This is a genomic window from Pseudomonas sp. LBUM1660, assembly GCF_059695935.1.
On the sequence record NZ_CP166795.1, the window covers coordinates 5,136,168 to 5,149,915 of the forward strand.

A 13,748-nucleotide genomic window follows, 5' to 3' on the forward strand; every position below is an offset into this window, starting at 1 on the left:
GCCATTACTGCCGCCGCTTATTCAGCATCCAGGTCCTCAATCCCATGGACCTCCCGGTCCGCCAGACAATGGTTGATCCATGTTTGAGTGTCTTGCGAGAAGCCAGCCAATTCTTCAGCCGTGATCAACTCGCGGGCGCACAATCCCAGTAAGTGAGATTGGGCCTCATGGCGTGAAAACCGGAAAACGCCAAACGCCCAATACAGCTCCTTTTGCCCGGCCTTCAGCAGTTCTTCGCTGGCTTCGATCCGATCATAAGGCGCTTGGCTTCTGTCCAGAACCGTACGCTCGACCTCCTCCATGATCCGAACACACATCCGTTCATGCGCCTTCGGGCGCAACGCACTATAAAGCTTCCAATCCGACTCGTTCATGGCTGACTCCTGCGTGCCGGTCGACCTGTTGAGGCTTTAAGAATAGCTGCGCTGATACGGCCCATCAGCTAAAGTCTTCGATTGCGCATCGCTGGAACCTAGGGCAAGCATCCAGACAAACATCGTCATTTAGAACAATAAAATCGCGACAATTTCGCTTTTTCGGGTATTCCTCTCAATTTTTTTCGACTGCTTGCCATCCTCAACCACGGCGGTTAGGGTTGAAGGCATGAAAACCTCTCACACCCTCATTCAGCTTCGCCAGCACCGCAGCCTGTGCCTCGTCAGTGCACGACTGCCAGGCTGAATCGCGGTGCCTCGCCCCACGCTTTTCCCCAAGAACATTTGATCCACCGGCAGGCCGCCTTTTTTCGGCCCACACAATAAGGATTTCCCGATGAGCATGCTCAAAGACCCGTCTTCGAAATACCGCGCGTTCCCGACCATCGATATCCCGGACCGCACCTGGCCATCGAAGACCATCACCGCAGCGCCGATCTGGTGCAGCTCCGACCTTCGTGACGGCAACCAGTCGCTGATCGAGCCAATGGACGCGGTCAAGAAACTGCGTTTCTGGAAGACCCTGGTGCAGGTCGGTGTGAAAGAGATCGAAGCGTCGTTCCCGGCCGCTTCGCAGACCGACTTCGACTTCGTGCGCACCCTGATCGAAGGCAACCACATCCCGGACGACACCACCATTCAGGTGTTGACCCAGGGCCGTGAAGACTTGATCGAGCGAACCTTCGAATCCCTGCGCGGGGCGAAGAAAGCCATCGTTCACTTGTACAACGCGACCTCCCCGTCCTTCCGCCGCATTGTCTTCAACCAGGACAAGGAAGGGGTCAAGGCCATTGCCGTGAACGCGGCCAAGCTGTTCGTCAAATACGCCGCCCAGCAGCCGAACACCCAGTGGACCTTCGAATACTCGCCGGAAACCTTCAGCGCGACCGAACTGGAATTCGCCAAGGAAGTCTGCGACGCGGTCATCGAAGTCTGGAACCCGACGCCTGAGCACAAGGTGATTCTCAACCTGCCAGCCACCGTCGAATGCGCGACCCCGAACATCTATGCCGACCAGATCGAATGGTTCGGCCGTCACATCAACCGTCGTGACAGCGTGATCATCAGCCTGCACACCCACAACGACCGAGGCACGGGCGTTGCGGCCACCGAACTGGGCCTGATGGCCGGCGCCGACCGTGTCGAAGGCTGCCTGTTCGGCAACGGCGAGCGTACCGGTAACGTCGATCTCGTGACCGTGGCGTTGAACCTCTACACCCAGGGCATTCACCCTGAGCTGGACTTCTCCGACATCGACGGCGTGCGCAAGGTCGTTGAAGAGTGCAACCAGATTCAGGTGCATCCGCGTCACCCGTACGTCGGCGACCTGGTTCACACCGCGTTCTCCGGCTCCCACCAGGATGCGATCCGCAAGGGCTTCGCCCAGCAAAAACCGGACGCCCTGTGGGAAGTGCCGTACTTGCCGATCGACCCGGCCGACATCGGCCGCAGCTACGAGGCGGTGATCCGCGTCAACAGCCAATCGGGCAAGGGTGGTATCGCCTACTTGCTGGAACAGGAATACGGCATCAGCTTGCCGCGTCGCATGCAGATCGAGTTCAGCCAGGTTGTACAGCGTGAAACCGATCGCCTCGGTCTGGAGATGACCGCCCAACAGATCCACGCCTTGCTGCACAGCGAGTATTTGCAGGCCAACACCCCGTATGCGCTGGTCAGCCATCGCCTGCAGGAAGAAAACGGTCACAGTGCCGTGGAAGTGGAAGTCTCGGGCAAAGGCCAGGGCGAAACCAACCTGCACTGGCGCGGCAAGGGCAACGGCGCGCTGGAAGCCCTGGTGGCCGGCCTGCCGATTCCGGTGGAAATCATGGACTACAACGAACACGCGATCGGCGCGGGCACCAATGCCAAGGCGGCGGCCTACATTGAACTTCGTGTGAACGGTGAGCGTGCGGTGCATGGTGTCGGTATCGATGAAAACATCACTACCGCGAGCTTCAAGGCCCTGTTCAGCGCGCTGAACCGCTCCCTGAGCCAGCCGGAAGCAAAAGCGGCGTAAGTCTGCGATGCAATGCAAAAGGCCCCGGGGTGAGAACCTCGGGGCCTTTTGTTTGCCTGGCATTTTTATGGTGCCTGTCATGGCCTCATCGCGAGCAGGCTCACTCCCACAGGAGGCTTCGGGTGCACACAAAATCTCTATTCACGCGATCCACTGTGGGAGTGAGCCTGCTCGCGATGAGGCCGGCTCAGGCTGCCGAGATATCAGGTGAACTCGAACGTGTCGGCATCCAGATTGGCTGGGAAGCGCGTGCGGTAGGCCTGAAGGTCCGCAGCATTCAATACCACCTGAAACACGCCATCGGCTTCACCGGCACTGAGCAATGTTTCACCCTGGAAATCCAGTACCTGGCTATCACCGGTGTAGGCAAAGCCTTTGCCGTCGGTACCGATACGATTCACCGCCGCCACGTAGCAGAGGTTTTCAATCGCCCGCGCTGGCAGCAAACGGTTCCAGTGCTGACGGCGCGCTCCGGGCCAGTTGGCGGTGTAAAGCAGCAAGTCGGTGTCCTGTGCATCGCGGCTCCAGACCGGGAAACGCAAGTCATAGCAAATCAGCGGTCGCACTCGCCAGCCCTTGAGCTCGAACTGCACCTGGCGCTCGCCCGGTGTGTAATGGTTGTGCTCGCCGGCCATGCGAAACAGGTGACGCTTGTCGTAGTGCCAGACTTCCCCTTCCGGCCGCGCCCACAACAGTCGATTGCGGTGGCTGCCATCGGCGGCCTGGACGATGACGCTGCCGGTAATCACCGCATCGAGTTTCGCCGCCTGGACGCGCAGCCATTTGCTGGTCGGACCGTTTTCCGCTTCGGCGAGGGTCTGCGATTCCATGGAAAAACCGGTGGTGAACATCTCCGGCAGAATGATCAGATCCGCCCCGCGAGCCTGCTCAAGCAATTGCTCGAAATGCTCCAGGTTGGCCTGACGGTCGTGCCAGGCCAGGGTGGTCTGGATCAGCGCGACGTTCAGATTGGGCAGCGCACTCAGATCACGCATAGTTTTGCCGCTGCTTCACGCAACGTCTCCTCGCGTTTGGCGAAACACAAGCGCACCAGGCGCTGGCCTTCAGGTGGTGTCTGGTAGAACACAGAAATCGGGATGCTCGCCACGCCATGCTCACGGGTCATCCACAGCGCCATCTCGACGTCATTGAGGTCTGGGCGAATCTGCGAATAATCGACCAACTGGAAATACGTGCCGGTCACGCGCTTGAAGCTGAAACGCGACGGCGCCAGCAGATCGCAGAACAGATCGCGCTTGGCCTGGTAGAAACCCGGCAGTTCTTCGACGTGTTCAGGATGTTCGGCCATGAAGTCGGCCAAGGCGTATTGCAGCGGGGTCACGCCGCAGAAACTGACGTACTGGTGCACCTTGCGCAGCTCGGTGGTGAGCGCCGGCGGGGCGACCACGTAGCCGGTTTTCCAGCCAGTGACGTGATAGGTCTTGCCAAAGGAGCTGACCACGAAGGCGCGCTGATACAGCTCTTCGTGATTCAGCACGCTGACGTGAGGCACGCCGTCGAAGACCAGGTGTTCGTAGACTTCGTCGCTGACGATGTAGATGTCGCGATCCCGAATCAACGCTGCCAATTGGTCCAGCTCGGCACGGCTGATCAGCGCACCACTTGGGTTATGCGGAGCGTTGAGCACGATCATCCGGGTGCGCGGTGTAATCGCTTCGGCGAGTTTCTCAAAGTCGATGGAGAAATCATTCAGACCGAGTTGCACATGCACGCAACGACCACCGGCCAGCTCCACCGAAGGCTCGTAGCTGTCGTAGCACGGATCGAACACGATCACTTCATCGCCGCTGTGGATAACCGCTTGAATCGCACAGAAGATCGCTTGAGTTGCACCGGGAGTGACCGTCACTTCATGGTCGGCATCCACGCTGACGCCGTAGGTGCGGGCGATCTTCGACGAAATCTGCTGACGCAGCGCCGGCAGGCCGGTCATCGGTGAATATTGGTTGTGGCCATTGGCAATGTGCCGACCGACCGCATCGCATAGGGCTTGCGGGGCATCGAAATCGGGAAAGCCCTGGGACAGGTTGATCGCCCCGGTTTGCGCCGCGAGCTGAGACATCTGAGTGAAGATAGTGATGCCGACATTCGGCAGCTTACTGGTGATCATCGGTGATTCCCTGCTCTACACCCGGCTCTAACGGCGGCGCGGGAGAGCCCGAGGATAGCCCATCCGGCGCCCATAAAAAAAGGGCGCCTGGTGGGCGCCCCTCTTCTTACCATTCACCACAGAACCTGTGGCGAGGGAGCTTGCTCCCGCTGGACCGCGAAGCGGTCCCATTACCTGCAACCGCGTTCGTCCAGCTAAACCGCGTGGGCTGCATTGCGGCTGCTGCGCAACCGAGCGGGAGCAAGCTCCCTCGCCACACCAAGCTCGCTGACCACAAGATGCCCGCACCAATGTGCAGGCAATTGTGAATCAGCGCTTGTCGCGGCGCTTTTTGTCGGCCTTTTTGTGGTGCGACATCATGCGGCGCTTCTTGTTGACCTGACGGTCGGTGAGCGAGGTCTTGTTACCTTCGTACGGGTTCTCGCCGCCCTTGAACTCGATGCGGATCGGCGTACCGACCAGCTTCAAGACACGACGGTAAGTGTTTTCCAGATAACGGACGTAAGACTTCGGCACTTTCTCGATCTGGTTACCGTGAATCACGATAATCGGCGGGTTAGCACCGCCCAAGTGGGCATAACGCAGCTTGATCCGGCGGTTGTTAACCATCGGCGGCGCGTGCTCACCGACCGCATCTTCCAGAATCGTGGTCAGGCGGTTGGTTGGCCAGCGGGTGACCGCAGACTTGAACGAGTTCTGTACGGAGGCGTAGAGGTTGCCCACGCCCGTGCCGTGCAGGGCCGAGATGAAGTGAATGTCGGCGTAGTCAACGAAGAACAGTCGACGTTGCAGCTCGACCTTCACGAAGTCGCGCTCGCTCGGCGTCATGCCGTCCCACTTGTTGATCGCGATCACCAGCGCACGACCCGACTCAATGGCGAAGCCCAGCAGGTTGAGATCGTGATCGACCACGCCTTCGCGGGCGTCCATCACAAAGATCACCACGTTGGCGTCTTTGATCGCCTGCAGGGTTTTGACCACAGAGAATTTTTCGACTTCTTCGTGGATCTTGCCGCGCTTGCGCACACCGGCGGTGTCGATCAGCGTGTACTTCTCGTCGTTACGCTCGAACGGGATGTAGATACTGTCGCGGGTGGTGCCGGGCTCGTCATAGACGATTACCCGGTCTTCACCGAGCATGCGATTGACCAGAGTCGACTTGCCGACGTTCGGGCGGCCGATGATCGCGATCTTGATCCCGTCTTTTTCGCTAGGACCAGGAATGCGCTTGGCTTCCTCGCCTTCGGCAACGATCTCTTCCTCGCCTTCTTCCAGCTCGTCATCGTCTTTCGGGAAGTCGCTGAGGGCGATTTCCAGCATCTGGGTGATGCCACGACCATGAGCACCGGCGATCGGGATCGCGTGGCCCATGCCCAACGGGGCGAATTCGGCGCGGGCCATTTCAGGGTCGATGTTGTCGACCTTGTTGGCAACCACGTAAGAACGCTTGTTACGTTTGCGCAAATGCTCGGCGATCATCTGGTCGGCGGCGGTGAAACCGGCCTTGGCATCTACCAGGAACAGAACGACATCCGCTTCTTCAATGGCCAGCAGTGACTGCTCGGCCATTTTTTCGTCCATACCGTGCTCGTCACCGGAGATACCGCCGGTGTCGACCAGAATGTAGGAACGCCCTTGCCACTTGGCCTCACCGTATTGGCGATCACGGGTCAGACCGGACAAGTCGCCGACGATGGCGTCACGAGTCCTGGTCAGGCGGTTGAACAAGGTGGACTTGCCGACGTTCGGTCGGCCCACCAGGGCGATTACGGGAACCATGCGGCTCTCCACTTCGTTATTTCAGAAAATACAAAAGCCGCTGCGAGGCAGCGGCTGGTGCTCGGGGCAGCGCTTGAGGGCGCTGCGAACCCCATGGTTACGGGGCTGCCTGGGGGTTAACCCCAAGCATAGTCAAATCTTTACTTGATGGTCAGGGCTTCCAGTTTGCCACTGTTGCCATACACATAAATCGTATCACCCACCACCAGCGGACGTGCGCGCAGGCCGTCGCTGTCGATGCGCTCGCGGCCGACGAAACGACCGTCCACCTGACTCAGCAGATGCAGGTAGCCTTCCATATCACCGACTGCAACATAGCTGGAGAACACTTCCGGAGCCGACAGTTGACGACGGGCCAGCGAATCGTTACTCCACAACGCTGTGGTGGAACGTTCGTCGACGCCTTCAACGGTGCCCGAGGACAGGCTCACGTAAACGCTGCCGAAACCCTGGGCGACGCCGGCATAGCTGGAAGCATCACGCTGCCAGAGCTGACGACCGCTTTCCAGATCCAGTGCCGCAACGCGACCCTGGTAGCTGGCGACATACAGCGTACCGCCGGACAGCAGCAAGCCGCCGTCGATATCGACCACACGCTCCAGTTCCGAACGACCTTGTGGAATCGCGACCCGTTGTTCCCACACCGGCACGCCGTTGGAAATATCGAGAGCGACCACTTTACCGGTCGACAGGCCAGCCACCGCGAAGCGGTTGGTGACGATCGGTGCGCTGGTGCCGCGCAAGGTCAGGACCGCAGGCGTGCTGTCATACAACCAGCGCTGGGTGCCGGTGGCGGCATCCAGGCCGATCAGACGGTCGTCCTGAGTCTGAACCACAACCACGTCACCGTTGTTGGCCGGCGGTGCGAGGACTTCACTGGACACGCGAGCGCGCCATTTCTCTTCACCGTTGATCGCGTCCAGGGCAACGATTTCACCCTTGATCGTACCGATCGTGAGCAGACCGTAACCTACGCCAACGGCGCCGGAAACAGGCAGATCAAGGTCCTTCTTCCATTTGACGTCGCCATTGCTGCGATCCATCGCCACGACTTCACCCGTGACGTCGGCGGCATAGATGGTATCGCCATCGATCGCCGGCACCAGCATGTTGTAGGTTTCGCCCTGACCGTCACCGATCGAACGACTCCACTGCTTTTGCAGAACCACTTCTTCTTTGAAGTCGGTCAACTCGGCCGGTGGCAGTTCTTTTTTGCTGTTGCTGCTGCAACCCGCGGCCAAAACGGCCAGAGCCAGCAATGCTGCATGTTTCCAACGGATCACGTCACGCATCCCCTTTGGCCAGGTCGTCCAGCTTGATTTGTAGGCCACCGACCGCCGCTTCATCCGACAGTGCCGCCTTGGCTTTTTGATACGCCGCGTTTGCTTCGTCGGTACGACCCAACTGCACCAGCAGGTCGCCTTTGAGTTCTTCGCGAGTGGCCAGAAACGCCTTGTCCGCATCACCTTCGAGCAGCTTCAGGGCTTCATCGACCTTGTTCTGCGCGGCCAGCACCTGCGCCAGACGCTGACGGGCGATTTCGCCCAGCGCCGGGTTGGCCGGTTTGGCAACGATGGCTTTCAGCTCGGTGGCCGCGTCGTCCAGCTTCCCGCTGTCGACCGCGACTTTCGCCACGAACAGGCTGCCGTACTGTGCATAGGCGCTACCGCCGAACTCGCTGTTGAGCTTGCCGGCCAGGTCCGAAACACGGGCGGCATCAGGCTTGCCATCAGGCGTCAGCGTGGTTTCGAGCAATTGCTGATAGAGAATCGAGGCGCCTTGCGACTGATTGCTCTGATACTTCTGAAAAGCCTGCCAGCCGAACACGATGACCAGCGCCAACAGGCCGCCAGTGACCAGGGGCTTGCCGTTGCGTGTCCACCAGTCCTTCAAATCTGCCAGGTTTTCGTCTTCGGTACTCGACACCCCAATACTCCTTAATCGCTAAATCGGCTGTTTATGACAGCTTCAACCCTGCACGACGCAGGTGGCCAGGTGTGCAGCAAGCGCATCCCAGGCAATGCTTTGTTGTTCGCCCTGGCCACGCAGGGGTTTGAAACCTACCACTTGCTGGGCCATTTCGTCGTCACCGAGGATCAGCGCATACAGCGCACCGCTCTTGTCGGCCTTCTTGAACTGGCTTTTGAAGCTTCCGGCGCCGGCATTGACTTGCAGGCGCAGGTTGGGCAATTGATCACGCACACGTTCACTCAGGGCCAGACCGGCCAGCTCGGCGGCTTCGCCGAAGGCGCAGAGGTAAACGTCGACCTGACGGGAAATCTCTTGCGGGATCTGCTCCAGGGTTTCAAGCAACAGAACCAGGCGCTCGATACCCATGGCGAAACCAACGCCCGGGGTCGGCTTACCGCCCATCTGCTCCACCAGACCGTCGTAACGACCACCGGCACACACGGTGCCTTGGGCGCCCAACTTGTCGGTGACCCATTCGAAAACGGTCTTGCTGTAGTAATCCAGCCCGCGAACCAGCTTCGGGTTGATCACGTAAGGAATGCCCGCCGCGTCCAGACGAGCCTTCAGGCCCTCGAAGTGCACGCGGGATTCTTCATCCAGGTAGTCGGCCATTTTCGGCGCGTCGACCAGAACCGCTTGAGTGTCGGCGTTCTTGGTATCGAGCACCCGCAAAGGGTTGGTCTTCATACGGCGTTGGCTGTCTTCGTCCAGCTTGTCCAGGCGGGCCGACAGGAACTCGACCAGCGCTTCGCGATAACGACCACGGGACTCGGCGGTGCCCAGGCTGTTGAGCTCGAGCTTGACCGCATCACGGATGCCCAGCTCGCCCCACAGTCGCCAGGTCAGCACGATCAGCTCGGCGTCGATGTCCGGACCGTCGAGGTTGAAGACTTCGCAACCGATCTGGTGGAACTGGCGGTAACGGCCCTTTTGCGGACGTTCGTGACGGAACATCGGGCCGATGTACCAGAGTTTCTGCACTTGGCCGCCGCCGGTGATGCCGTGCTCGAGCACCGCACGCACGCAGGCCGCCGTGCCTTCGGGGCGCAGGGTCAGGGAGTCGCCGTTGCGGTCGTCGAAGGTGTACATCTCTTTTTCGACGATGTCGGTCACTTCACCGATGGAGCGCTTGAACAGCTCGGTGAACTCGACGATCGGCATGCGGATCTGCTTGTAACCGTAGTTATCCAGCAGACGCGAGACGGTGCCCTCGAAATGACGCCACAGGGGGGTCTGTTCGGGCAGGATGTCGTTCATGCCACGTATGGCTTGCAGAGACTTGCTCACTATAAATCCTTAAATTCGTTCGGCTCTTCAGTCGGGCTCAGCCGCGGGCGATAACTGCCGCGTCGGCCTCGACCTTTTCGGCCGCTTTCTGGCGGATCAAGCGTTCAAGCTCATCCACCAGATTGTCATTCGTCAGTTTCTGCGCCGGCTTGCCGTCGATGTAAATCAGGTTTGGCGTACCGCCGGTCAAGCCGATATGGGCTTCCTTGGCTTCGCCCGGCCCGTTGACCACGCAACCGATGACCGCGACATCCAGCGGTACCAGCAGATCTTCGAGGCGCCCTTCCAGCTCGTTCATGGTTTTGACCACATCGAAGTTCTGCCGCGAGCAGCTCGGGCAGGCGATGAAGTTGATGCCACGGGAACGCAGGTGCAGGGATTTGAGAATGTCGTAGCCGACTTTCACTTCCTCGACCGGGTCGGCCGCCAACGAGATGCGAATAGTATCGCCAATCCCTTCGGCGAGCAGCATACCGAGGCCCACGGCGGATTTCACTGTGCCTGAGCGCAAACCACCGGCTTCGGTGATGCCCAAGTGAAGCGGCTGGACGATTTCCTTGGCCAGCAGGCGGTAGGCGGCGACGGCCATGAACACGTCGGAGGCCTTCACGCTGACCTTGAAATCCTTGAAATTCAGGCGTTCAAGGTGTTCGACGTGACGCAGGGCTGACTCGACCAGCGCCGCCGGGGTCGGCTCGCCGTATTTCTTTTGCAGGTCTTTTTCCAGGGAACCGGCATTGACGCCGATGCGGATCGGAATCCCGCGATCACGGGCGGCATCGACCACCGCGCGCACGCGGTCTTCACGACCGATGTTGCCCGGGTTGATCCGCAGGCAGTCAACACCCAGTTCGGCTACGCGCAGCGCAATCTTGTAGTCGAAGTGGATGTCGGCAACCAGCGGCACCTTGACCAGTTGCTTGATCTTGCCAAAGGCTTCGGCGGCGTCCATGTCTGGCACGGAAATCCGCACGATATCGACGCCAGCCGCTTCCAGGCGATTGATCTGGGCCACGGTGGCGGCCACGTCATTGGTGTCGCTGTTGGTCATGCTCTGAACAGCGATAGGCGCATCGCCGCCAACGGGCACGTTACCGACCCAGATCTTGCGGGATTCGCGACGTTTGATTGGAGATTCGCCGTGCATGACTTATTGACCCAACTTCAGGCGAGCAGTCTCGCCACTGGTGAACGGAGCGACATCAACCGCCTGCCCGTTGTAGCTGACCTGCGCGCCACGGGCGAAGCCCAGACGCACGGCAAACGGCGGCTTGCCGCTGACGGAAACACTTTCGCCTTTGCGCTTGAGGCCGCTCAACAGCACTTTGCCGGTGCCATCGGTCACTTGCGTCCAGCAATCCGCGGTGAACTGCAATTGAACCTGACCCTGGCCGGCAACCGGAGCTGCCGGTGCTGGAGCGGGAATGGTCGGCGTCACCGAAGCACTTGCAGGCGGGGTCGATACAACAGGAGCCGTCGGAGCCTGCGCTACGGGAGTCGCGACAACCGGAACGGTGCTGTGCGCCGGTGCGGCAGGGGCAGGGGCAGCAGGTGCAGTCGGCGCGGCGGCAGGTGCAGTCGGCGCGGCGGCAGGTACAGTGGCTTCAGCCTCGGCCGGTGCTTCAGTGGAATTCTCGGATTGCGGCAACGCAAGCGCGGTTGCACCTTCAGCCTGGCCTTGCGCGACGGCCTGATCTTCCGGCTCGTCCAGCGGGTGGATCTGGGTGGTGCCGTCAGCGCCTTCGACTTCGACGTGCTCCGGGCTCGGGGTGATCAGGTCCTTGGTGCGCAGCGAGGTTTGATCCTGCCACCAGACAAAACCACCGCCAATCACTGCGATCAGCAACAGCAGGCTGACAATGCGCAAAATAGTGTGGGAAACCCGAACTGGTTCTTCGATACGCCCAAGGCTGTGGACGTTGCTGCCCTGGGAATCGGTACCGGTGGATTGGTCGAACTGCTGCACCAGAACGGTCTGGTCCATGCCCAACAATTTGGCATACGCGCGAATATAACCGCGAGCAAAGGTGTGCCCCGGTAGCTTGTCGAAAGCGCCGGCTTCCAGATTACTCAAGGAATTAACGGTGAGGTTGAGCTTGAGGGCCACTTCGGCCAGCGACCAGCCATTGCTTTCGCGGGCCTGGCGCAAAGTGTCACCGGGGTTAACGCGATTCGCTGCTACAACTTCGGGATGCGCCGCTTTCATCATTGCTCCGACAGGTATTGCTGATATTCCGGCGTACCGGGATAGAGTCGTTTTAGTTGCAGGCCAAAACTGGCGGCCTTGTCGCGATCTTCAAACACTTTTGCCAGCCGAACGCCGAGCAATAGACTACGTGCATTTTGCTCGGTGAGCAGGCTAAAACGATCGTAGTAGTCACGCGCGGGCACATAATGCCTGTCTTCGAAGGACAACTCAGCCATTTCCAGCAATGCACGCGGTTGTTGGCGGTTCAAACGCAGGGCTTTTTCCAGTTGCTGCTGGGCCAGATCACGCTGCCCCAGCTTCGAAGCGGTCATGCCCAGGTTCTCGAACACCCGCGAACGCTCAGGATACAGGGTATCGGCGGCGGCCTGTTCAAAGCGCTCGTAAGCCTCTTTGTAACGTTTTTCTTCGAAAAGAAAGCTGCCGTAGTTATTGAGGATTCGAGCATCGTCGGGACGGGAAGACAGCGCCTTGCGAAAGTGCTGGTCTGCCAGTTCAGGTTCCATTTCAGCCTGAAACACCAATCCAAGCGCCGCATTGGCATCGGGATCCGAGTCATCCAGGTCCAAGGCTTTCTTCAACGGCACTTTCGCTCGTTCGGTCATGCCTTGCTGCAAGTATCCCAAGCCCAGTTGCACGTAGGCAGTACGCGCTTCGTCGCGACCTTTGCTGGTTTTCATCGGGTTGAAATCGCCCGACAGGACGCAACCAGCACAAAGACTGGCCAAGAGCAAAAGCAGCGCGAAGCGCAGGGACATAGAGATCCTCTCTTGATTTATTCCGCAGCGTTTTGCGCGATATCGTTTTCGGCGTTCAACTCACGCACGGCGATATAACGTTCGCTGCGACGGGTGCGATCCAGCACCTGCCCTACCAATTGGCCACACGCGGCATCGATGTCTTCACCGCGGGTGGTGCGAACAGTGACATTGAAGCCGGCATGGTGAAGCTGATCCTGGAAACGGCGAATCGCGTTGTTGCTCGGGCGCTCGTAACCGGAATGCGGGAACGGGTTGAACGGAATCAGGTTGATCTTGCACGGGATGTTCTTGAGCAACTCGATCATTTCAACGGCATGTTCAACCTTGTCGTTGATGTCCTTGAGCAAGGTGTACTCGATGGTCAGCACGCGCTTTTCGCCCAAGGACGACATGTAGCGCTGGCACGACTCGAGCAGCATCTTAAGCGGATATTTCTTGTTGATCGGCACCAATTGGTTACGCAATGCGTCGTTTGGTGCGTGCAGCGACAACGCCAGGGAGACGTCGATGTGCTTGGACAGCTCATCGATCATCGGCACCACGCCCGACGTGGACAGGGTCACGCGGCGCTTGGAAATGCCGTAGCCCAGGTCATCCATCATCAGATGCATGGCGGCCACGACGTTGTCGAAGTTCAGCAGCGGCTCACCCATGCCCATCATCACCACGTTGGTGATGGCACGGTCGGCGGTCGCCGGGATGCTGCCGAACGATTTATTGGCAATCCACACCTGGCCGATGACTTCGGCGGCGGTGAGGTTGCTGTTGAAACCTTGCTTGCCGGTGGAGCAGAAACTGCAATCCAGGGCACAGCCTGCCTGGGACGAAACGCACAGAGTGCCGCGTTTGCCCTGGGGAATGTAGACGGTCTCGACGCAGCTGCCGGACGCCACGCGCACTACCCATTTACGGGTACCGTCGGTGGAAATGTCCTCGCTGACGACTTCAGGACCGCGAACTTCGGCAATAGCCTTGAGCTTGTCGCGCAAGGCCTTGCTGACGTTCGTCATGGCGTCGAAATCATCGACGCCAAGGTGGTGAATCCATTTCATTACCTGACCGGCACGGAAACGCTTCTCCCCGATCGAGTCGAAGAATTTTTCCATTTCCAGCTGAGTCAGACCCAGCAGATTGGTTTTTACAGTCGATGTAGTCATGGATT

General features: G+C 59.4%; 12 protein-coding genes. 1 reads left to right on the forward strand and 11 read right to left on the reverse strand.

The window, feature by feature from the left end; genetic code table 11:
* Window positions 1-17: 17 nt before the first annotated feature.
* On the reverse strand, window positions 18-374 hold the full coding sequence (locus ACA068_RS23790; RefSeq protein ID WP_497305221.1) for a hypothetical protein: 357 nt from the start codon (window positions 372-374) through the stop codon (window positions 18-20).
* Between the two features lie 397 nt (window positions 375-771).
* On the opposite strand from ACA068_RS23790, the gene leuA reads away from it, so the two are divergent.
* Window positions 772-2,451 carry a 2-isopropylmalate synthase gene (leuA, locus tag ACA068_RS23795; protein ID WP_497305223.1) on the forward strand — a complete coding sequence of 560 codons (1,680 nt, stop codon included), beginning with the start codon at window positions 772-774 and terminating at the stop codon, window positions 2,449-2,451.
* Between the two features lie 203 nt (window positions 2,452-2,654).
* On the opposite strand, the gene ACA068_RS23800 is transcribed toward leuA, so the two are convergent.
* The 10 genes from ACA068_RS23800 to rlmN all read right to left on the reverse strand — a co-directional run bounded on the left by ACA068_RS23800 (window position 2,655) and on the right by rlmN (window position 13,743).
* Window positions 2,655-3,446, reverse strand: coding sequence for an amidohydrolase (locus ACA068_RS23800; protein ID WP_497305225.1), 792 nt, complete (start codon window positions 3,444-3,446; stop codon window positions 2,655-2,657).
* Window positions 3,434-4,582: a pyridoxal phosphate-dependent aminotransferase gene (locus tag ACA068_RS23805; RefSeq protein WP_497305227.1), complete on the reverse strand. Its 1,149-nt coding sequence runs from the start codon at window positions 4,580-4,582 to the stop codon at window positions 3,434-3,436. The genes ACA068_RS23800 and ACA068_RS23805 overlap by 13 nt, the downstream gene beginning before the upstream one ends.
* A gap of 309 nt (window positions 4,583-4,891) precedes the next feature.
* Window positions 4,892-6,361 carry a ribosome biogenesis GTPase Der gene (gene der / locus ACA068_RS23810; protein ID WP_008147761.1) on the reverse strand — a complete coding sequence of 490 codons (1,470 nt, stop codon included), beginning with the start codon at window positions 6,359-6,361 and terminating at the stop codon, window positions 4,892-4,894.
* A 140-nt stretch (window positions 6,362-6,501) separates the two neighbouring features.
* On the reverse strand, window positions 6,502-7,653 hold the full coding sequence (gene bamB, locus ACA068_RS23815) for an outer membrane protein assembly factor BamB (RefSeq protein ID WP_497305229.1): 1,152 nt from the start codon (window positions 7,651-7,653) through the stop codon (window positions 6,502-6,504).
* Window positions 7,646-8,287, reverse strand: coding sequence for a tetratricopeptide repeat protein (locus ACA068_RS23820; RefSeq protein WP_109634605.1), 642 nt, complete (start codon window positions 8,285-8,287; stop codon window positions 7,646-7,648). Before ACA068_RS23820 ends, bamB begins: the two co-directional genes overlap by 8 nt.
* 42 nt (window positions 8,288-8,329) lie before the next feature.
* Complete coding sequence (gene hisS, locus ACA068_RS23825; protein WP_497305231.1) at window positions 8,330-9,619, reverse strand: histidine--tRNA ligase; 1,290 nt, start codon at window positions 9,617-9,619, stop codon at window positions 8,330-8,332.
* Window positions 9,620-9,656: 37 nt separating this feature from the next.
* Window positions 9,657-10,766 carry a flavodoxin-dependent (E)-4-hydroxy-3-methylbut-2-enyl-diphosphate synthase gene (ispG, locus tag ACA068_RS23830; RefSeq protein ID WP_133840204.1) on the reverse strand — a complete coding sequence of 370 codons (1,110 nt, stop codon included), beginning with the start codon at window positions 10,764-10,766 and terminating at the stop codon, window positions 9,657-9,659.
* A gap of 3 nt (window positions 10,767-10,769) precedes the next feature.
* Entirely contained in the window at window positions 10,770-11,825 is a 1,056-nt protein-coding gene (locus tag ACA068_RS23835) for a RodZ domain-containing protein (protein ID WP_497305233.1), read from the reverse strand.
* Complete coding sequence (gene pilW / locus ACA068_RS23840) at window positions 11,825-12,583, reverse strand: type IV pilus biogenesis/stability protein PilW (RefSeq protein ID WP_497305235.1); 759 nt, start codon at window positions 12,581-12,583, stop codon at window positions 11,825-11,827. Before pilW ends, ACA068_RS23835 begins: the two co-directional genes overlap by 1 nt.
* Window positions 12,584-12,600: 17 nt before the next feature.
* Complete coding sequence (gene rlmN, locus ACA068_RS23845; RefSeq protein WP_497305237.1) at window positions 12,601-13,743, reverse strand: dual-specificity RNA methyltransferase RlmN; 1,143 nt, start codon at window positions 13,741-13,743, stop codon at window positions 12,601-12,603.
* Between the last annotated feature and the right edge of the window lie 5 nt (window positions 13,744-13,748).